This is a genomic window from Pseudoalteromonas sp., from assembly GCF_036960685.1.
GTDB lineage: Bacteria > Pseudomonadota > Gammaproteobacteria > Enterobacterales > Alteromonadaceae > Pseudoalteromonas.
On record NZ_JBALXK010000005.1, the window covers coordinates 153955 to 176218 of the forward strand.

Genomic DNA, 22264 nt, shown 5'->3' on the forward strand with positions numbered 1-22264 from the left:
AATGGGTGGGCTTATCGTAAAAACATTTATTAAGGCTGTTATTGCATGCTCTGTAATTACCCTTGCAAATCAATCTGCTGCAAAGCAGTCATTAGATCCTGCGATCAATATGTCGCTTTTTAATGAGCATAGTGCGGTGATGTTAGTGGTGGAACCTCAAAGCGGTGAAATTAAATTTGCCAATAAGGCGGCTGCCGAATTTTATGGCTATAGTATTGCGCAGTTGCAAGCGATGCAGATCCAACAAATAAATATTTTTACCGAGCAGCAAGTTGCGCTGGAGCGCCAAGCTGCATTAAGTAAAGGGCAGAACTACTTTGTTTTTAAACATCGCTTAGCAAATGGTGAAACCCGGACGGTTAGCGTTTATTCCGCCCCCTTTACGATTAATAATAAAGATTTTTTATTTTCTGTAATACATGACATTTCATCGCAACGCAGCCTTGAAAAGGCACTTTGGCATTATCAAGAAAACCTCGAAGAATTGGTTGCCAGTCAAACCAATGAAATTGAAGAGAAGCGCGCTGATCAATTGATGCTAGCACTGATATCGATTTCGTTACTCATGATATTACTGGCTACGCTAACGGTGTTGACTACTCGGTTACGTATCGCTAAAAAATCGGCCCAAAAAGATAGTGCAACGCTGAAGGCTATTTTTAATAGCATTGATGACCTGCTGGTTTTTACTGACACTGAACATGTTGTTATTACAGCGAACACTATGGCTAAACAAAAATTAGCTGCGGGAGAGTCACTCAAAGGTCGTAATATTTACTCATTCACACAATGCCCAAAAAGTGTGGTTGGGGTCGATAGTGAGTGTCAATTCCATGGTGTCAAAGAGGTATTCTGGGGGGATGCACGTGTAACCGCAGTTACGGATGAAACAAATAGCAAAGTGGGTGAGATACATTTAATTCGGGATATTACCTTGCAGCTGAAAGCACGTCAGCAGCAGCGACTGACAAGTACGGTTTTTTCGGCAACAAATGAAGGTATTTTAGTCTCTAATCGCGATAATAAAATTCAAGCGATAAACGAAGCATTTACGCAGATCACTGGTTATCAAGAGCAAGATATAATTGGTAAAACACCCGCAATCTTAAACTCAGGTCGCCATAAACCATCCTTTTTTAAATTACTATACCAACGTTTAAGCGAGGTTGGGCACTGGGAAGGTGAGGTATGGAATCGTCGTAAAGATGGCAGCATTTACCCCAGCTGGCTAAATATTTCAGTAGTTTTTGATGAGGAAAAAGACATTGAGCTTTATGTCGCCTTATTTAATGATATTTCTCTACGTAAAGAGAATGAACAAGAAATGTGGCTGCAAACTAATTTTGATAGCCTTACAGGCTTGGTAAATCGTTCTTATTATAATAATAAACTAGACCAAGAGATGATCCGTGCAAGTGCTGATAATAAACGTTTGGCTATTTGTTTTATAGATTTAGATCGTTTTAAAAACGTTAATGATACTTTAGGCCATAATAGCGGTGATTTACTGTTACTTGAAGCCGCAAAAAGGCTTAAAGCATGTATGCGTAGCTCTGATGTGGTTGCGCGGTTTGGTGGCGATGAATTCGCCTTGTTATTACCAGGCATCAACGCATTAGCAGATATTGAGCGATTAGCGGAAAAAGCGCTCAAGGCACTTAACTCATCTTTTCAAATTGCAGAACAAGATGTGTTTTTATCAGGCAGTATGGGGATCACTATTTTCCCTGATGATGGAATGGATCGTAAAATATTATTACGAAATGCAGACAGCGCTATGTACAAAGCAAAAGAGCAAGGACGAAATTGTTTTGAGTTTTTTACCAGTGGTTTACACGAACAAGCAACCGCTCGCAGCAAGCTTGAAAATGCGCTTCATAAAGCTCTAAAAAATAATGAGTTTACTGTTTATTTTCAGCCAATTGTTAGTCATGACAAAAAAGCGGTAGGTTGTGAAGCCTTGTTAAGGTGGCATAGTAATGAGTTAGGAGCCGTGTCTCCGGCCCAATTTATTCCGGTTTGTGAAGAGTTGGGATTAATAATTCCAATTGGTGAGTGGGTACTCAGAGAGGCGTGTCGTGAGGCGGCTAATTGGTGTAGTTGTTTTGGCGACAAATTTTTTGTAACAGTTAATATGTCGAGCGTGCAGTTTATTCGTCAAGATATTGAAACACTGGTTAAAACAGTTCTTCAGGAAAGCCAATTATTGCCGCAGTGTTTAACACTTGAAATCACAGAGACGTTACTTGCAGATAATAGCTCAAATACCTTGCAGCAGTTGCAAGCACTGCGTGCTATTGGTGTTGGCTTGGCAATTGATGATTTTGGCACCGGCTACTCGTCGCTGAGTTATTTGAAACGTTTCCCGTTAAGCAAATTAAAAATAGACCGAGAGTTTATTAAAGACTTGCCCGACGACCTTGAAGATTGTGCGATGGTGAGTGCAATCATTTCAATGGCAAGTAATCTACATCTAAAAGTGATTGCTGAAGGGGTTGAAACATCTGCACAGCGGGCTTTTTTAACAGCTTTAAATTGTGATTACATTCAAGGCTTTTTATACAGTAAACCACTCCCGGCAGCGTTATTTGATAAATACATCAAAGAGTTTATTGCGCAGCAACATAATTGAGCAAAGTTAGAACTTAAACCTTTCTACAGCACTGGTAAGTGAGTGGGCGAGTTGGTTCACATCTTCACTTTGAGTTGCTAAGGTGCTTGCATGTTCAGCATTGTTTTGTGCTTGCACGGTTACTTGTGACATGATCTGCTTTATATCGTTACTGTTATCAAGTTGATGATGTGATGACCCCGCAATTTGTGTACTCATTTGGTTAATTGTCACTAAAGTGCTTTTTATTTTATCTACGGCTTGGTTTAGCTCGCTACTATTGGCAACACACTCTTTTGCTTGTTGTTGGCCGTCATTGATCTCATGGTGAGCTGTACTAGCTTGTTGTTGCAGTGTTTGGATCATAGTGTGAATTTCACTGGTAGAGCTTTGTGTACGTGCTGCTAAAGAGCGTACTTCATCTGCGACAACTGCAAAGCCTCGGCCATTTTCACCCGCACGGGCGGCTTCAATTGCAGCATTTAGCGCAAGTAAATTTGTTTGTTCAGCAATACTACTAATGGTATCTACAATCGCGCCAATTAATTGTGTGTGTTGAGTGAGTTCGTCAGTGCTTTGTACTGCTTGATCAAGACGAGCGAATAGAGCAGCAATACGTTGGCTGTTGCGATCAGCGATGTGATTAACATCATTGGCAAATTGTGAGGCGTTTGCCACTTCACTGGAGGTATTATCTGTTTGCTCACATACGGCTTGGGAGTTGCTAAGCATGTTTTGAGCTAAGGAACTGGCTTGGGCAATATGATCTAATTGCTGCTGCGCTGCTTCGGTCATCTGTTGGCCTTGCTCACTGGTTTGAATTGCTGATTGATCCAAAGTATGGGCGTTGTCACTGATTGCACTTAATAACGAACTTAAATCATCACTTAATTGGTTTATATTGTTCAAAAGTATGCCAAATTCATCGTCGTTAAGAGGTTTTGTGCGTTTCGATAAATCTCCAGAAGCGATACGTGATAGCGCTTTATTAACCGCATTAAGCGGTTTTAGCATTGCGCGTGTAGTTAAAAAGCAGATCAGCGCAGCAAATGAAATGAGCACTAAGCTTATAATAATGGCAAGTGTTGAGCCTGTGCTGATGACTGATTGAGCATCGGCTTGTAAGGTATTAAAGCGTTTATCGGCTAATTGATTGAGCTCTATAATAAGTTGTTCAGTAAGTTGAAATTGCTGCTGAAATGCAGAAAAGGCTTGTTCAGCGGCAACCTTGCTGGTTAAAAGCGTAGTTTGTTGTTGATATAACGTTGCTAATTGTTGGTTTACTAAGTTAAGTAGCTCTTCTAAGTTGGCAAAGTTGGCTTTATTTTCCAGTTCACTTGCTTGTTGTTGTAAATAGGTGAAATTAGATTGAATATTATCGAGCAAAAAGCTGGTGTCTTGTTGATGGCTATTGAGTGTTTGCAAGGTATTTATATGGCTGATGTTCTTAACGTTATTTCCTAAAGTGAAAAGTAAATCATCAATGCGAGTCGCGGTGCCAACTATTGCAGCTAATAATGTTTGTTGTTCAGCGGTTACTTCAATTAACTCTAAATCAAGTAAGCCATTACTTAAGTCAGTAAGGTTATTGGCGTAATCCTTTGCCAGTGCAGTGACTTGAGCCCTAGCGGTTAGTCCTTGCTGTTTGGCGCTAAACATTGTTGCGCTGGTTGTATTAAAATGCCGATAGCGTTGCTCTATGTTTGATAGTAGCTGCTGCATTTGCGGTTGATCATTAAGTTGCGAGTTTAACTCTTTCAGCTTGTTGGCAAATAATACTTGGTTTTCAGCGGCGCTTTGCTGTTGCTGTTGCAAGCTGTTTTCAGTTGTTTGACTATAGGCAACAGCATTAAATTTGGTTATTGATAACAGTGATAAACGCAGCGCATTACTTTGCTGCTGTACGGGGACTGCTAAGGTTTCAATATCTGAAGTTGCATGATGAATCTTCCCGAGTGACCAGTAAAAAAAACCACTGCTGGCAAGCATTAAAAAACCAATTGTGGCAAAAGCAAAAATCAGTTTTGTTTTTATAGCAATAGCGCGCATAGCTAACCCGTAAATACTTAAGTATTTATGAGTGTAGCAGTATTTTTGTAAATTATAAGCGCTGTAAGCGGATGCTTTACTCTAAATTACAGTGATACTTGTTGCCATCAATGATTAGCATGGCTTCATTACCTTTGGTCCAAAAAAGCACGTCATCATTGGTATATTTTGCGCCTGAGGCGCTGACCTGTTGCGTTAATTGGTAGGTAACCTGATTGTAAGCTAGTGATGCTGTCTCTTCACTTTCGCTGGTAATAACCGCCGTTAGTTGGCTATCGCAAGAATAAGACTGGCTGTTTTGTTGTTCAGTACATGCACTAAGACTCAGAACACCGAATGCAATTAGTAAGCTTTTATACATAAATTGGTACCTTGGTAAGTTGGTTTGTCGACAAGCATAGCAGATGAAAATTAACCGTTGGTGAAAGTGGCCGTTTAGGCTATGTTGATTATTATAAACATTTAAGTACAAAGGAAATTAAATGGCAGGTACAAATTTATTAACCTTGTTGGACGACATCACCACATTGTTAGATGATATTGCCACAATGAGTAAAGTTGCTACAAAAAAAACCGCCGGTGTTTTAGGAGATGATTTGGCGCTAAATGCCCAGCAAGTTACCGGTGTTAGTGCAGATCGTGAACTGCCTGTCGTGTGGGCTGTGGCAAAAGGGTCGCTCCTCAATAAAACAATTTTGGTCCCAGCTGCTTTATTGATCAGTGTATGGCTGCCTTGGCTCATTACGCCGCTATTAATGGTTGGCGGGTTATTTTTGTGTTTTGAGGGCGCTGAAAAACTCGTTGAAAAATTTTTACCGCACCCGAAAAACGATGAACTCAGTGAAAGTGAAAATTTAGATTTAGTGGAATACGAGAAACAAAAAATTAAAGGGGCTATTCGTACCGATTTCATTTTATCGGCAGAAATAATTGTCATCACGCTTGGCACTGTGGCTGGTGCCAGTTTGCTTAATCAAGCGTTGGTACTGAGTGTGATTGCTGTGATCATGACCATCGGTGTCTATGGTTTGGTAGCAGGCATTGTAAAGCTTGATGATGCAGGTTTATATTTGCTTACTCAAGCTCAGCAAACAGGAAATCGTTTTAAAGAAGTGTTAGGTAAAGGTTTACTTGCTGCGGCACCACGTTTAATGGCGTTTTTAGCATTTGCAGGGACGGTAGCGATGTTCTTAGTCGGCGGTGGTATTTTAGTTCACGGCATCAGTCTGTTACATCATTGGCAAATATCGGTCACTGAATTTGCACTAACAAATTTAGGTACGCTGGGTGAAGTGCTTGCGCCGCTATTATTTGATGGCGTATTAGGGGTATTGGCTGGCGCCTTAGTGGTGTTAATTCATCATACCGCTGTAAGTCTGAAAGCAAAAAAGCCGGCAAATTAAATCTGCCGGCGATGGCTTAGCAAGGGAATGCTATGAAAGTCATTTATAATTAGTGATCGTGCTGTGCTGCCTCAGCAATCCCTAACCAGATTATTTTACTCGGGGTAAAATCAAGGTTAAGAATTGTTTCGGCCGTTTGTTCATGGGTATCGACGCTTAATACAGTTTGGTTATTTGCATCACTGATATATACAGCATCATCGGCAGCAGAAGCTGCTAACGCGTAGCTGCCTGTAGGGCTGTCGAGTACTTGAAAGCGAGCACTGACTTGCCAATCATCCTCAGCATCGAGAATTGATAAAAAACCATCACTTTCCAGTACGTAAAACTCACCGGTAATACTATCGAGTGCACTTGCTAATACGGTGTTTTCGGTATTTTGCTGCCAGATCAGCTGTGTCATTTCAGCTGTTTCAGGGTCAATGGTGTAGAAAAGTTTACTTTGTGCAATACCTAAAAATAGCTCGCTATGCTCACTACCTTTAATGCTGCCAATCCGTGCACCTTCAGCAAAGTTATCAAGGTTAGCCACTTTAGTTGCGCCAAATGCGCCATTGTGTTCTTCAATAACTAATACGCCATCCCCACAGCCGAAGGCAATATGTTGATGATTTTGTGCGCTGCCATGCAGAGCCGGGCAATCAAGCTCAAAACGCTGCTCTTGATGGAAGTGATCGTCATGAATATGTAGTTGCTCCACATAGTTTGGCAGCACGCCAGTTATATCTTCGCCGCGGAAAGTGGTGATCACTGAGTCGCCGCGAATTTGTGCCGTGCCATGCATAGCATTAGTAAAACTGTGTGTGGCCAGTGTTTTACCATTAGCAATTGATTCATCAGTTAAAATTGCAAAGCTTGCAGCAACACCCGCATCTATATTGCCATCAAAAAACAGTGCAGCTTGCTGTTCGCTTACATCAAAATGAGTGGGTTTATCACTTGTTAATGTAAAACCTGAAACAGCAGGGGCTTGTTGGTAATCATGGAGGTGATCACCATGATCTTCTTGGTATAAACCGCCATCAATAAACTCTACATAGTTATCATCGCGCTGAATAAGTACCGCAAAACGGTTTGTTGGGCTTGCGTATAAGCCACTAACAATGTTTGTAGTATTAAACATTTCAAGCAGGGCGTTCGTGTCAGTATCGAAAATTGATACGTTTGCAGCATCAGCATGACTAATGGCTAAACGACCTGTTGAGGTGATTTCACTATGGTCATGGTTATCAGTTTGTTCGGCATTTTTATCTGCTATGTCATCAATTTCACTATTACAGGCGCATAGTATGACAACCATAGAGGCAATAAGGCTCGTTTTAAAGTTAGGTAAAATCATTAACAGTCCAATGTTTTGTTATAATGTATCAGTAATGTTATATTGTAACCAAATCAAAGTAAATAGGTACTCTTCGTTCTTTACTTAAGTATTTGGATGGATACCTATGTCAAAGTTTATTGGGTACAATTGGTGTAATTATAAAAAATATAAATTTAAAGGGATGTTCTATGGGTAAAATAATGACGTTGATTGTTGTGATTGCGTTGTGTATTGCAAGTTCAATCAGTTATGCAAATCAATCAGCTCCTACAGTCGAGGACTTTAGCCGCAGCAGTGAATATAGCCAAGTGAAAATCTCTCCGAATGGAAGCTACCTTGCAGTAATTATGCAACCTGAAGGTAAAAAGGTGTTGGTTATTTTAGATGCTAAAAAATTCACAGTTCATCATGCTGTTAATTTTCAGGGGAATGCCCAAGTTGGCGCTTATCACTGGGTAAGTGATGAGCGTGTTGTGGTTGCAAAAGAATATTTGCGCGGTTGGCAAGATCACCCTGAATATTATGGTGAGTTATATGGCGTGAATGCCGATGGCTCGAAAGCTAAGTACTTAGTTGGCTATCAGGGAGAAATGCAAACCGGTTCTCGTCTCAAAAAAGCAACACCGCTTTATGGTACTTCTTATTTGCTAGATCCTCTGCTCCACGATGACGATAAAATGCTTATAGTGACTTATCCGTGGACATCAAGTAGTGAACCACACACTGTTGTTTATAAGGTTGATGTTTTTACAGGCAAGCGTCGTAAAGTGACACGTTCACCGTCACGTATGGCTAACTTTTTGACTGATCATGAAGGAAATGTCAGAGTCGCTGTTGCCAGTGATGATTACATTAAACCAACAATCCATACCCGCGAAAAGTCAGGTGGCAATTGGCAAGCACTTAACTTAGGTGGTTTGAGTTACAGTGATGTGCAGTTACATGCTTTTGATAGTAGTGGTGACGCTGTTTATGTCACAGCTTCAATAAGTGGTGAAGCACAAGGCTTATATAAATTGAATCTAAAAACCAAAGCAATTGATTTAATTCATAAGGAAGAGGGAGTATCGCCCAAGCAAATATGGGTTGATGAAGCATCAAAAGAGTTATTTGCGATTGAAACCGAACTAGGTTATCCGACCTATGCCTTTGTCGATGGGCAATCTGATAAAAGCATGCGTTTAAAAGCTTTAATCTCCGCTTTACCTGGCGAGCAAGTGCAGCTCGTTAGCAGTACTGAAGATGGCGATACTAATATTATTTATGCTTCGAATGATCGAAACCCGGGACAATATTATTTATTTGATGCCAAAAATAATAACTTACGATTTTTGTTTGCATCTCGTAGTTGGCTTGATGCAGAGCAAATGGCTCAGACCAAGCCAGTGAGTTTTACCAGTCGAGACGGTTTAACCATTTATGGTTATTTAACAGTGCCGAATAACACTTCAGAGAAAAACTTACCTTTAGTAGTTATGCCACACGGTGGTCCACACGGTCCTCGTGATTGGTGGGGATTTGACCCCGATGCACAGTTGCTTGCAAATCGCGGTATGGCTGTACTAAAAGTTAATTTTAGGGGCTCTGGTGGTTTTGGCCGTAACTTTGAGCATGCAGGGCATCAAAAGTGGGGAGCTGAAATTCAATTTGATATTATTGATGGTGTGAAATATTTAATTGAGCAGGGTACAGTTAATAAAAACAATATCTGCATTATGGGCGCAAGTTTTGGTGGATACTCAGCGCTACAAAGTGCGATTTTAGAACCTAATATGTTTAAGTGTGCGATTGGGGTAGTTGGCGTTTACGATTTGCCTTTAATGTTTGAAGAAGGGGATGTTGCAGAGCGCGACAGTGGCCAACGTTATCTAAAAAGTGTATTGGGCACAGATGAAGCGCAATTAAAGGCTTTTTCGCCTAGCTATAATATTGATAAGTTAAAGGCTCCAGTGTTAATAGTGCACGGTGGCGAAGATAAGCGAGCACCGATTGAACAAGCTGAATCACTGATTGCAGCGCTTAAAAAAGCGAAACACCCATATATTTATGAACTACTTGAAGATGAAGGACACGGTTTTTATAAAACAGAACACCGCACTCGTTATTATCAACAAGTACTGGCATTTTTAGAGCAACACTTAACACTTTAGCGGTTTGGGATATGGCAAGGCTTTAGCTTGCCATATTTATTAACAGGTGTGCTCTATGCACAGCTCTTTGAGTTGCACTTTTGCTTTGTGGTTATTTTGCTCGGCAGCTTGTTGGTACCAATAAATAGCTTGGCTTAGGTCTTTTTCTACTCCTTCACCATCCCGATACATTTGCGCTGTATTAAGCTGGCCCCACTGTGAGCCCTCTTTGCTGGCAAGTAAAAAGCTGTCAAAGGCATCTTCGAATAACCCATCTTTGTAATAGATGATTCCTTGCTGGTTATTTTTATTAAGCTTCACCCCTTCATATAAAGGTTTGGGGCGTGGTGGGAACATCACAAAGCCGCCGTATAAGCTATATGCATAAGGGCGTAGTACATCATAAATGGTACCTTCATCATATAAACGCTGTACTTCGCTGCGCGGTAAAGTCATTGTTTTTGATGAGAAATAGTCTTTTTGTACCAATAAACTAGTACGCATAGCCATAGTTATGCCATTGTCGCGTTTATAGCGGTAATTGCTGATTTGAAAAGTGATAGTTTGGTCATCAAACTCGAGTACTTGAGCTACTTTGAGGTTCTCAGGGCGCAATGGTTCCTGAGAAAACTTATCTGCATGTACCAAGTAAGTATCAAATGCTTGCGGCTGGCTTAATATTGCTTGTTTGGTTTTTAGTTCATCAAGATGTTGTGTATAGAAGAAGATAACTAACCAGATAAGCAATACAGAGCCTATAAAATATTTGATTAAAGAAAGCTTTTCTAACCATGGCAGTTGCATAATTGAAAGCGGCATACTGTGCTGACAATGGTTACACTGGTATTGATAATGCCACGCCAGTGGCAGCATAGGGACAATTGAAAAGCGCAAGAAGCGGCTGTGATTTTGTAGGCGGTAGTCATTGTGATGACAGTGTGGACAGGTTTTTGTTTGGCTGAAAAACGACAATGAATCGCAGGTATTGAAAAGTAGCATTTGAGGCCCTCTGTCCCTTCCTTGTTTTACGTTAAATTAAAACAAGGAAGGTGAGATGAAAAGCACAAAACTGTAAGCAAGTATGTTTGGTTGGCTTATTTACTTGCTACAGGCTTTGCTTTGATTGTGGTTTTCGCGTCAGCTGCCATAAACGCAAACACTGCATACGCTGCGGTATTTTGCTTTAGTTTAGCCGGATCTACTTTATCAAGCGTATCATCAGCAGTGTGATGGTAATCAAAGTAATCAGTGCCATTTTGATGCAGTTCAAAAATTGGTGCGCTGGTGGCATTTTTAAATGGAATTAAGTCAGGACCGCCATTTGCGCTATTTTTACCAATGTATTCTACGTTAAGTGGCGCTAGTTGCTTGGCTATTGCACGTACTACTGGCAGTGACGCTGCAGATACATTCGACTCAAAGCCATACACTACATCAGCACCAAAGTCAGATTCAGCCGCGGCAACAATTTTATCAAGCTCATTTGCATGCTGTTTAAAATAAGCTTTAGCACCCCATAAACCAAGCTCTTCAGCGGCAAATAGCACCACCCGAATGCTACGTTTTGGACGTTTTATTTCGCTAATATGCTTAGCTGCCGCCATTGTTAACGCTACACCAGCACCGTCATCAAGTGCACCAGTGCCTAAATCCCAAGAATCTAAGTGACCGCCAATCAGCACATACTGCTCTGGATTTTGCGTGCCATTGAACTGGCCAATCACGTTATAGCCAGTGCCTTGACCACGATCTTCCGTTTGTACATTGATATTAACGGTAACATTTTTACCAAGTGCGATGAGACGAGCTATTTGGTCTGCATCAGGATTGGCAATGGTTACGTTAGGTATTTTGGTCACGCCGTCTTGGTAATGGCTGCCACCGGTATGCGCAAAGCGATGGTGAGCCGTGCTAACTGAGCGCATCATATAGCCAATTGCGCCTTTTTTAGCGGCTTCTACAGAGCCTGTTGAGCGAGCACGAACCGCCGGCCCATAACCGTTGCCATCAATATGGCGATTCATACGGTAATTTATATAAGCAATTTTTCCCTTTAAGCTGTTAGCGGGAGCGGCAATCAACTCATCAAGGGTTTCAAATAATACAACTTCAGCAGTAATACCGTCTTTTGGTGTACTGATACTGTGACCTAGTGCGGTTAAGTGCAGCGATTGCTCACTTGGCGTTAGGATTTTGCCGCTTTCACTGAAACGACGCCATTCTGGGAAGGTGGCTTCTTCTAACCATACTTTATCAAAACCAAGTTGTTTGAATTTAGCTTGGGCCCAGGCAACCGCTTTTTTATCGTTTTCAGTGCCCGGTAAGCGCGGGCCTACTTCAGTGGTAAGAGACTCTAGTAACTGATAGCTTAAATCACTATTGCTAGCGTTATCTCTAAGCTCGGCAACCTGTTTAAGTTGCTGAGTATTAAATTCAGGCTCTGCGGCGCTGGCTAAAAAGCTACTTGCAAGTAGTAACCCTGTGATGACTTTTTTCATTATTGACCTTGGCGGTATTTTCAACTGTGCGCTATTAAAGCATTTAATATTGAGTAGAAAAAGTAGATGAGATAAAACGTCATGCGCAATCATTCGATGATTGAATGTTTGTTGATAATCTTGCCAGCTTAATGGTAGCAATTTGTATATTCTGCTATTATGCAGCATAACTAAGTCGGGCATCTGCAGCGGCTTTTCATGTTTACTTTTTGCACTGGAAATTACTTTGACCGCTACAGCTTTTTCATCTCTCGCTTTACCATCTGGGTTGGTAGATAACTTATCAACGTTAGGTTATACCCAAATGACAGCCGTACAGGCGCAAAGTCTGCCGCCAGTTCTGGAAGGTAAAGACATCATTGCACAAGCCAAAACAGGCTCAGGTAAAACGGCAGCGTTTAGTTTAGGCGTGCTTGCTAAGCTCAATGTGAAACGTTTTCGTATTCAATCATTAGTACTTTGCCCAACCCGAGAGCTTGCAGAGCAAGTTGCTGTAGAAATGCGTAAATTAGCGCGCGGCATTCACAATATTAAAATTTTAACCTTGTGTGGTGGCGTTTCAATTGGGCCGCAAATAGGTTCCCTTGAGCATGGCGCGCATATTATTGTTGGCACACCTGGGCGTGTAGATGACCATATTCGCAAAGGCACCTTACGCTTAGATGATGTTGAAACATTAGTACTGGATGAAGCCGATCAAATGCTTGATATGGGCTTTCAAGATACCTTAGATGCGATTATCGATTGTATTCCTAAACAGCGCCAAACGTTGTTATTCAGTGCGACTTTCCCACGTGCAATCGAAGCGATTGCTAAACGGGTGCTAAGCAACCCTGTTATGGTGAAAGTGGAGGAAGAGCAAGAAAAGAGCACCATCAAGCAATACTTTTATAAAATGGATAACAACAAACAGCGCTTTAATACGTTAAAGCTGCTGTTACTTAAATTTCAACCAGAAAGCTGTGTGGTGTTTTGTAATACCAAAGTTGAAACACAGCAGGTCTGCGATGATTTAGCTGATGAAGGTTTTAGTGCGGTATCATTGCATGGTGACTTGGAGCAACGCGATCGTGAACGCACGCTCATTCACTTTGCTAATAAAAGCGCCTCGATTTTAGTGGCCACCGATGTTGCGGCACGCGGTTTAGATATTGATGATATGGACATGGTGATCAACTACCATCTTGCTCACGATCCACAAACCCATGTACACCGTATTGGTCGTACCGGTCGCGCAGGTAAAAAAGGTATCGCTTGTTCAATTTATGGTGACGCAGAGCAATTTAAAGTGGCGCAAATTGGTGACCATTACGAATGTGATTTCTTACCAGAACAATTACCGCCATTTAGCTTACTTGAAAAGCCACCGTATAAGCCGCAAATGGTCACCCTGATGATTGATGCAGGTAAAAAACAAAAAGTACGTGCTGGTGATATTTTAGGGGCGTTAACTGGCAAAGATGGTGTAGCAGGGCGTCAGGTTGGTAAAATTAACGTACTTGATAACGTGGCTTTTGTTGCTGTTGAACGTAATTCTTCAAAACCAGCACTACGCAAATTAACTGAAGGTAATATTAAAGGCCGTAAAATACGCGCCCGTCGCCTAACTCGTTAATTATCGACTGTTGAGCAGCTTGCCTTGAGCTGCTCATATTCATTCTTTAATTCTTTAAATTTTTCTGTATCGCCAGTTTCTTTATCAGGGTGGTACTGCATTGCCAGTTGTCGCCAGCGTTTCTGTATATCCTTCAAACTACATTGTTTCGTCAATTGCCAGCGTTGTAGCAGCTTGTTATGCGTTTTGCTATCCAGTGCTTGCTGTGGTTTTTTATCGCCAGCAAAACGTTGCCAGAAGTCATTAAGCAAACCTTTGATTTCATCGCTGGATGTTTCGTAATTTTGCCAATCTAGATAATAGTCTCGCAGCGGGTCAAGGTGTTGCACTGAGCTATGAGGGGCTGCATCTGTGAGAGTTATTCGTAAGCTGGCGATAGCCAAATGCTGAGCTGGTTGAAGTTGCTGCTGTAGTTGATACAGGGCGTTCATGATTAAAAAGTTACGCTTAAATAAGTCACGTTCTGGTTGGGCGTCAAGCGTGCCGATAGAGCCTTGTTGTTGTAATTTCAATGCTAAAGTATGAACCATCCATGTGTCTTGCGTTAGAATAAGCTCAAAAATCTCATCTATCAGTGGGTTAAGCATTGTTTGCAGTCTAGTTATTAGTGTATCTTGACTAAATTATCATAGCTTAACACTACTAACAAAATTCCAAGGAAAAATTATGCTAGGTCAGTTCAAGCACCTACTATTTATTTGCTTTATTATTGTACTTGGCGTTTTTTCTCAATTTAGTCATGCTCAGCAGCAAGTAACGCTGTTGGAGCAATTTAAGCTTACCGATGAATGGTCAGAGAAACAGCAGCTAGCAAATCAACTACTTGCTACAGAACTTGCAAATTCACAACAAGTTGAGATTTATGCGAGTTTAGCTGAGCGTGCGTTTGAACTAAGTAACTACCCCCAAGCATTGCATTATTACCAGTTATTAGAGCAAAGCAGCACATTTGAAAGGCAGCCTGAGTTACATTTTAGAGCAATAAAAATGCAGGGGGTAGTGCAGTATTTTCAAGGTTTATTGCAACCAGCTATTATTAGTTATAACCGAGCCTTAAATTTTGCTGTGCGCTTAAAAAGCCCATTAAAGCAAGCTAACTTATTGAGCAATATTGGTTTAGCGTATTTTAATATGCATAACATGGAGCTTGCGTTAGAGCATTATCAACAGGCTAAAGCATTTTATGAAAACGACGGGAGTGAAAAAGATAAGGCCGATATTCTGCATAATATTGCCGGCGTCTACATTCGTTTATCTCGTTATGATTCAGCACTTGAAATATACCGTCAAGTAATTGATGTGTTTCAACAGTTAGGTGATGAAGAGGGGGTTGCCCGTGCCCATGGCAATATGGCTGTTGCTTATGCCGAGTCAGGTCAAAATCAATTAGCGCTGCATTATTATCAACTCGCTCTACGTTATTATCAAAGCGTCAATGATGCCTACCAGCTGTCAGTCCAGCATACAAATTTAGCGAGTATAAACTTAAAAATAGTTGAGCTAGATGCCGCGTTATATCATGCTGAAGCGGCTCAAAAATACGCTAAGCAAATTGATAATCAATCATTACGATTAGCGGCTCTACAGGTTTTAGCTAAAGTGCAATTAGTTATGGGGGATATTGATACCGCCAAACAGAATTTAGAGCAATCAATCGCACTGGCAAAAGAATATAAAGATGAGTTACGTGTCACAGATGGCTTAGGTATTGAAGCGTTATTAAGCGCTGGAACAGGTGATTACAAGCGAGCGATTCAGTTACACCAGCAGTTTATTGATTATCAGCGCAGTATAACTAGTGAAGAAGTTATGAAAGCGTTACGTACATTTCAGTCGCAGTTTCAATCGAGCCAGTTAAATCAGGAGATTAAACAGCTTAAACAAGAACGCAGCTTACAAGAGCTAAAAATCGAAAAACGTTCACAATTGACTATTTTGTTATCAATTGTATTGGTGCTGGTGTTGATTTGTGCGGTTGCATTATATCGTCGTGCAGTTGAGAAAAATGCTAAAACTCAATTAGAGCAAAAAGTTGAGCAACGTACTCAAGAGTTACAATATGTGGCACAAGAATTACGCGCTGCGAATCAAGTAAAGAGCCAATTTTTGGCAAATATTAGTCATGAGATCCGCACACCGCTTACGGCTATATTGGGGCAAACAGATGATCTATTGAATGGATTGTATCAGCCTCAACAGCTACAAGCAGAGTTGTTGGTTATTAAGAAGCACAGTGATCACTTAAAAGGTCTGATCAATGATGTGCTCGATCTTAGTAAAATAGAAGCTAACCGCTTAGATTTAGATGTTAGCGAGTTTGACCTCGTGGTTATTGTTAACGATGTTTACGCTATGTCGAGCATGCAGGCTAAAAACAAAGGGTTAACACTCTTATTAGAAAATAACTTAGGGTCAAGCTTTTGGACTAAACTCGATTTGATCCGAGTAAAGCAAATCCTGATTAACTTACTAACCAATGCGATTAAATTCACTGAGAGTGGTTTTGTCACTTTACATATTGATGCTACTGAGCAAGGCGTTTGTTTTAAAGTTGTCGATACTGGGATTGGAATGACGACAGCGCAAATAAAAAATATTTTTGAATGCTTTCAACAAGGTGATAATACTATTAGTCGAAGGTTTGGTGGTTCAGGACTTGGGTTAAGTCTCTCCCAACAATTAGCGATTATGATGGGCGGTTATATTAGTGTTGAAAGTGAATTGAAAAAAGGCAGTGAATTTACTTTTAATGTGCCATGTAAACAATATCCGCCAGCAAAAGTTTCTACTGAGGCCGCAATACCAGAAAATACAACGGGTCTTGTTGGCAGGGTGTTGTTAGCTGAAGATCATCCAGACAATCGCAGACTAATAACGCGTTTTTTAAAGTCGACAGGACTTGAAGTGATCTGCGCAAGTAATGGTGAACAAGCTGTTGAGCTTTGCCTTAGTGAGTTCCCTGATATTGTTTTATTAGACATACAAATGCCCGTAATGGACGGCCTGAGTGCGTTTGAATTATTGAAAAAATGTGGGTTTGATAAACCAACCTTCGCATTAACGGCTAACGCGATGAGCCATGAAATAGATGAATATTTAGCTATGGGGTTCACAGGCTATTTAAGCAAACCGATCGAGAAAGAAACCTTCTATCGTACACTTGCCTTGTATTTGGATAGCCCAGTAGTGTTACATTCAACTAACCCTGATATTAGTGATTTAGTGAGCAGTTTTATCGCCAGTTTTGATGACGAAATTAAGTTATTAACAGCGAATTTTGCAGCAAAGGACTTTATAGCGCTACAGCAAGATAGCCATCGAATTCTTGGCGCAGCACAAATATTTACACTCACAAGTGTGGCAGATGCAGCGATGAACTTAGATAAGGCGTTATTAGCGAAAGATCAACCTGCAACTAATGCCGAAATAGCTGCGTTGGTAGATGAATTAATCCAGCAATTATCAAAATCATCTGCTGTAGGGTAACTGTAACGCTTGAGGTTTGACATTAACTTGCCGCTTTTTTATAAAGCTTCAATAAGGAATTTTTGGCAAAAAAAATGCCTGTATTAACAGGCATTTTAGAATTCTGTAAACGGAATTACTGACGTTTCATCGAATCAAAAAACTCATCATTGGTTTTGCTCATAGAGAGTTTATCAATTAAAAACTCCATCGCATCAATTTCAGACATTTCATGAACGATCTTACGTAAAATCCACATTTTTTGTAGCTCGTCTGGTTTCGTCAGCAATTCTTCACGACGGGTACCAGAACGATTAAAGTCAATTGCAGGGAATACACGCTTTTCAGCAATCTTACGATTTAAGTGTAATTCCATATTACCGGTACCTTTAAACTCTTCGTAGATTACTTCATCCATCTTAGAGCCAGTATCGATAAGCGCAGTCGCGATAATAGTTAAACTACCACCTTCTTCAACGTTACGTGCAGCACCAAAGAAACGCTTTGGCTTATGTAGTGCGTTAGCATCAACACCACCGGTAAGTACTTTACCTGATGAAGGGATAACGGTGTTGTATGCACGTGCTAAACGAGTAATTGAATCAAGTAGGATGATTACATCTTTTTTATGTTCAACCAGGCGTTTGGCTTTTTCGATTACCATTTCAGCAACTTGTACGTGACGACTCGCTGGTTCATCAAACGTTGATGCAATTACTTCACCTTTTACAAGGCGTTGCATTTCAGTTACTTCCTCTGGACGCTCATCGATAAGTAATACCATCAAGGTTGCATCAGGGTGGTTATGAGTAATTGATTGGGCAATGTTTTGCAGTAGCATTGTTTTACCCGCTTTTGGCGGCGCTACTAATAAACCACGTTGGCCACGGCCAATCGGTGAAGCTAAGTCAAGTACTCGAGCGGTAATATCTTCTGTACTACCATTACCACGTTCCATACGTAAACGTTCGTTGGCATGTAATGGAGTAAGGTTTTCAAAAAGGATTTTAGTACGGGAGTTTTCTGGTCTATCAAAGTTTACTTCGTTTACTTTTAGTAATGCAAAGTAACGTTCACCGTCTTTAGGCGGACGTATCAGACCCATTATTGAGTCACCAGTACGCATACTAAAACGACGAATTTGGCTAGGTGATATATAAATGTCATCAGGGCCAGCAAGGTAAGAAGCTTCTGATGATCTTAAGAAACCAAAACCATCCTGTAAGATTTCTAGTACACCACCGCCAAAAATGTTCTCTCCACTTTTGGCGTGGGCTTTAAGGATAGCAAAGATAATATCTTGCTTTCTTAAGCGGGCTACGTTCTCGAGCCCCATGGACTCAGCTAAGTCTACAAGTTCTTTGATCGACTTGTCTTTTAATTCGCGTAAATGCATATTGGTGGGTTCTTTATTACAGTTATCATGCTCATATAATCGATATTGATTAGTGAGAGAGGTTTGTTGGTAAACTAAGGATTAGTTGGCTTTATAAACTAGCAGGTCACTGGCTAGGCGTCCAGTCTTTATACAAAAAAAATGTAAAAAAGGGCAAAAAGCCCTTTTTTACATCTGTATTTAGATGTTGTTTTCTAAAAACTCAACTAGTTGAGTTTTAGAAAGTGCACCCACTTTAGTTGCTGCAACTTGGCCTTCTTTAAAAAGAAGTAGCGTAGGGATACCACGGATACCAAATTTAGGTGGTGTGCCCGCATTTTGGTCGATGTTTAATTTACCGATCACAACACGGCCATCAAATTCATCTGCTACTTCATTAAGAATAGGTGCGATCATTTTACATGGTCCACACCATTCAGCCCAAAAATCAACTAAAACAGGCTTGTCTGATTGTAATACGTCAGCTTCAAAGCCATCGTCAGTTAATTGAATAATTTTCTCGCTCATTGCGCTCTCCGATAAGTTAGGCGAATTATTTAATGCGTATTTAAACACTCTTGTTTCTTATTGCAAGTTTAAACGTTATGCTTAAACGCTATGACTAAGACACATTTGACCGATAAAAAGTTTTCAGACTTTGCTATTGCACCGGAAGTGGTTGCCGGGTTAACCGAAAGTGGGTTTGAATATTGCACACCCATACAAGCTAAATGCCTACCTTTTATTTGTGATGGCCGCGATATTGCGGGCCAAGCACAGACAGGTACAGGCAAAACGTTGGCGTTTTTAACCGCCACGTGCCATCGGTTATTACAATCTAGCAAAGCACCTAGTAAACATCCAAGAGCCCTGATCATGGCCCCTACTCGGGAGCTTGCGATTCAGATCCACAAAGATGCAAAAATTTTAGCGCCACACTGTAATCTTAACTTAGGTTTAGTATATGGTGGCGAAGATTACGAAAAACAACGTGCACAGTTAGAAAAAGGCGTTGATATTTTAATTGGCACCACAGGTCGCTTAATCGATTTATATAAACAAGGGTGTTACACCCTAAATGAAATCGAAGTAGTGGTCCTTGATGAAGCCGATCGTATGTTTGATTTGGGTTTTATTAAAGATATTCGTTATATGTTCCGTCGCATGCCGGATACATCGCAACGTCTTAACTTATTATTCTCTGCAACATTATCGTATCGCGTACAAGAATTGGCGTTTGAACATATGACAAACCCAGAGCATGTACAAATTGAACCAGATGTAAAAACTGGTAAGCGTATTGAAGAAGAGCTATTCCATCCTTCGCAAGAAGATAAAGTTAAGCTGTTATTGACCTTGATTGAAGAAGAGTGGCCAGAGAAAGCCATTGTGTTCGCAAATACAAAACATAGCTGCGAAACAGTCTATGCATGGTTAAAAGCGGATGGTCATCGTGTTGGTATGTTGACTGGCGATGTTAATCAGAAAAAACGCCAATCAATTCTAGCGCAATTCACCAAAGGTGATTTGGATTTCTTGGTGGCAACCGATGTTGCGGCACGTGGTTTACACATTCCAGAAGTAAGTCATGTATTTAACTTCGATTTACCAGATGATTGCGAAGATTATGTTCACCGTATCGGCCGTACTGGTCGTGCAGGCGCATCAGGTAAAGCAATTAGTTTTGCATGTGAGCAGTATGCGTATAACCTTCATGAAATTGAAGAATACATAGAGCACAGCATTCCTTTATCGCATTATGATAAAAGTGCATTGCTTGATGATGTAACTAAGCCTACTATTCAAAGAAAACGTAATTATTCAACAGGCCCACGTAGTCGTAGTAATAACAACGGACGTAGACCAAACAATAGTTACCAAAAAGCACGGTCGTAATTGCGACCGTCGTTATAGTCGTAGTAGTAACTAGAGGTTTTTGAACGGTGGGGCAACTTAAACCGCAAAAAAATGTTTATGCAGTAATTGATTTAGGATCTAACAGTTTTCATATGTTAATTGCTAAATCAATTGCTGGCGGCTTGCAAACGATAGGCCGCGTTAAACGTAAAGTCAGATTAGCCGCAGGGCTAAATGAAGATAACCTATTGAGCACACAAGCGATGGAACGAGGCTGGGAATGTCTCGCGTTATTTGCTGAACGCCTTCAAGATATTCCAAAACAGAACATCACAATTGTTGCCACCGCTACTTTGCGCTTAGCAACCAATGCTGATGAATTTAAAATCAAAGCCGAACAAATCCTCGCCCATAAAATTAATGTTATTAGTGGTGAACTAGAAGCACGTACCATCTATAAAGGCGTAGCGCACACTTCCTCGTGTAGTGGCCGTCAATTGGTTATTGATATTGGCGGTGCCAGTACCGAAGTGGTAATTGGTAAAGGTTTTGACGCACTGCATTATAAAAGCCTCAATATTGGCTGTGTCACTTTCCTTGAGCGTTACTTCAAAGATTGCAAGCTTAATGAAGCAAACTTCAATGCTGCAATTAAAGCGGCCAGAGTTGTTATTGACGATATCGCACCAAGCTATAAAGTGGCAGGTTGGGAAATTGCATCAGGTGCATCAGGTACTGTGCAAGCGATTCAAGAAATTATGGTCGCACAGTCACTCGATGAAACATTAAGTTTAGACAAGCTTAATGAAATTAAAAAACAGTCAATAGCCTACAACACAATTGCAGAATTAGATCTCCCGGGTTTAAGTGAAGAGCGCCGTCTAGTTTTTGTTTCAGGGTTAGCGATTCTAATTGCACTATTTGAAGCACTTGAGATTGATAAGATGGGCTTAGCCGGTGGGGCACTTCGTGAAGGTGTGCTCTACAGTATGATCCCTGAGTTTCATAATCACGATATCCGCAAGCGTACAGTCGATGGTTTAATGAGTCGTTATCATGTTGATCAAAAGCAAGCGAGTCGAGTTGCAGAGCTTAGCATCCAGCTTGCTGCCCAAGTTAGTGAGCAGTGGTTATTACTAGATACTAATGGCTTGCCTTTACTTAAAGCCATTGCACAGTTACATGAAATTGGTTTGTTAATTGAATATAAGCAGTACCAAAAACACACTGCCTATATTCTTGAAAATACCGATATGCCAGGTTTTTCACAATCTGAGCATAAAATTATTGCAGCGGCTGCTAACGCACACCGTTCTGATCTGCAAAAGAATGTATTTGAGCATTTAGGCTGTCATGCACAATTAACACAATATGTAACACGCTTGATTAGGATCGCTGTGATCTTATCAATGCGTCGCCAAGATGACGTATTACCAAAACTAACCTTAACTGTTCATAATGAAGCTTTAACACTCATATTTGAAAATGATTGGTTAAAATCACATCCATTAATGGCAAGTGAGCTCCAGCAAGAGTGTAAACAGCAAGCAAAAGCGGGCTGGAAGTTTATAGTTAAATAATAAAAGGGCTGTTAGAGCCCTTTTATTGTATTAAAAAACACCGTTGTGTAGTAATTTTGTTCGAACAGTCAATAAAATCAAAAAAGATCAAAAAAACAGTTGATCTGTTTTTGGATCTCCCTATAATGCGACCCCACTGAGACGGCAAACAGCAACGCTTAGCGAGGCATGAGCTACTCACAGAGTTAAATAAAACTTGAGTTTTAAATCATCGTAAGAAAATTTAAAATTAAGTGTTGACTCGAAAAAATAAGGATGTATTATACGCATCCCTAGCGACAACGTCGCAACGTTCTTTAACAATATAAAGCAATCATCTGTGTGGGCACTCGTACAGATTGAGTTCTAACAGTCGAACTAC

The 22264-nt window shown here is 40.7% G+C and carries 15 protein-coding genes; 7 read left to right on the forward strand and 8 right to left on the reverse strand.

All coding sequences use genetic code 11. The features are described 5' to 3' along the window. The first annotated feature begins 1 nt into the window (after position 1). Positions 2 to 2632, forward strand: a complete 2631-nt coding sequence (locus V7783_RS06915) for an EAL domain-containing protein (protein WP_335678095.1) — start codon at positions 2 to 4, stop codon at positions 2630 to 2632. Positions 2633 to 2638: 6 nt separating this feature from the next. Here the strand turns inward: V7783_RS06915 and V7783_RS06920 are convergent, their stop codons facing one another. Together V7783_RS06920 and V7783_RS06925 are read right to left on the reverse strand one after the other, a co-directional pair. Next, a complete protein-coding gene (locus V7783_RS06920; RefSeq protein WP_335678096.1) occupies positions 2639 to 4660 on the reverse strand; it encodes a methyl-accepting chemotaxis protein in 2022 nt (673 codons plus the stop codon). A 76-nt stretch (positions 4661 to 4736) separates the two neighbouring features. Further along, entirely contained in the window at positions 4737 to 5021 is a 285-nt protein-coding gene (locus V7783_RS06925; RefSeq protein ID WP_335678097.1) for an MliC family protein, read from the reverse strand. A 121-nt stretch (positions 5022 to 5142) separates the two neighbouring features. On the opposite strand from V7783_RS06925, the gene V7783_RS06930 reads away from it, so the two are divergent. After that, positions 5143 to 6063 (forward strand): DUF808 domain-containing protein, encoded by a 921-nt coding sequence (locus V7783_RS06930; protein WP_335678098.1) that lies wholly within the window; start codon positions 5143 to 5145, stop codon positions 6061 to 6063. Between the two features lie 49 nt (positions 6064 to 6112). Here the strand turns inward: V7783_RS06930 and V7783_RS06935 are convergent, their stop codons facing one another. Continuing rightward, positions 6113 to 7402 carry a hypothetical protein gene (locus V7783_RS06935; protein WP_335678099.1) on the reverse strand — a complete coding sequence of 430 codons (1290 nt, stop codon included), beginning with the start codon at positions 7400 to 7402 and terminating at the stop codon, positions 6113 to 6115. A 170-nt stretch (positions 7403 to 7572) separates the two neighbouring features. On the opposite strand from V7783_RS06935, the gene V7783_RS06940 reads away from it, so the two are divergent. Beyond that, entirely contained in the window at positions 7573 to 9534 is a 1962-nt protein-coding gene (locus V7783_RS06940) for an alpha/beta hydrolase family protein (RefSeq protein WP_335678100.1), read from the forward strand. Positions 9535 to 9573: 39 nt separating this feature from the next. Here V7783_RS06940 and V7783_RS06945 read toward each other — a convergent pair whose 3' ends face one another. Then, complete coding sequence (locus V7783_RS06945) at positions 9574 to 10512, reverse strand: tetratricopeptide repeat protein (RefSeq protein ID WP_335678101.1); 939 nt, start codon at positions 10510 to 10512, stop codon at positions 9574 to 9576. A gap of 95 nt (positions 10513 to 10607) precedes the next feature. After that, complete coding sequence (locus tag V7783_RS06950) at positions 10608 to 12011, reverse strand: M20/M25/M40 family metallo-hydrolase (RefSeq protein WP_335678102.1); 1404 nt, start codon at positions 12009 to 12011, stop codon at positions 10608 to 10610. 226 nt (positions 12012 to 12237) lie between these two features. On the opposite strand from V7783_RS06950, the gene dbpA reads away from it, so the two are divergent. Then, complete coding sequence (dbpA, locus tag V7783_RS06955; protein WP_064666863.1) at positions 12238 to 13626, forward strand: ATP-dependent RNA helicase DbpA; 1389 nt, start codon at positions 12238 to 12240, stop codon at positions 13624 to 13626. On the opposite strand, the gene V7783_RS06960 is transcribed toward dbpA, so the two are convergent. Continuing rightward, positions 13623 to 14213: a DNA-J related domain-containing protein gene (locus tag V7783_RS06960; RefSeq protein ID WP_335678103.1), complete on the reverse strand. Its 591-nt coding sequence runs from the start codon at positions 14211 to 14213 to the stop codon at positions 13623 to 13625. The two genes, dbpA and V7783_RS06960, sit on opposite strands and share 4 nt — an antisense overlap. Before the next feature lie 79 nt (positions 14214 to 14292). On the opposite strand from V7783_RS06960, the gene V7783_RS06965 reads away from it, so the two are divergent. After that, positions 14293 to 17112, forward strand: a complete 2820-nt coding sequence (locus V7783_RS06965) for a tetratricopeptide repeat protein (RefSeq protein WP_335678104.1) — start codon at positions 14293 to 14295, stop codon at positions 17110 to 17112. Positions 17113 to 17227: 115 nt separating this feature from the next. Here V7783_RS06965 and rho read toward each other — a convergent pair whose 3' ends face one another. Together rho and trxA are read right to left on the reverse strand one after the other, a co-directional pair. Next, the gene (gene rho, locus V7783_RS06970; protein ID WP_016710022.1) at positions 17228 to 18487 is read right to left on the reverse strand and encodes a transcription termination factor Rho; all 1260 of its coding nucleotides are present in this window, start codon (positions 18485 to 18487) and stop codon (positions 17228 to 17230) included. 180 nt (positions 18488 to 18667) lie between these two features. After that, on the reverse strand, positions 18668 to 18994 hold the full coding sequence (trxA, locus tag V7783_RS06975; protein WP_029216246.1) for a thioredoxin TrxA: 327 nt from the start codon (positions 18992 to 18994) through the stop codon (positions 18668 to 18670). A gap of 90 nt (positions 18995 to 19084) precedes the next feature. Here trxA and rhlB point away from each other — a divergent pair, with 90 nt between their 5' ends. Together rhlB and gppA are read left to right on the forward strand one after the other, a co-directional pair. Beyond that, positions 19085 to 20362, forward strand: a complete 1278-nt coding sequence (gene rhlB, locus V7783_RS06980) for an ATP-dependent RNA helicase RhlB (protein ID WP_064666867.1) — start codon at positions 19085 to 19087, stop codon at positions 20360 to 20362. A gap of 47 nt (positions 20363 to 20409) precedes the next feature. Continuing rightward, positions 20410 to 21903, forward strand: a complete 1494-nt coding sequence (gppA, locus tag V7783_RS06985; RefSeq protein WP_335678105.1) for a guanosine-5'-triphosphate,3'-diphosphate diphosphatase — start codon at positions 20410 to 20412, stop codon at positions 21901 to 21903. Positions 21904 to 22264: the final 361 nt, after the last annotated feature.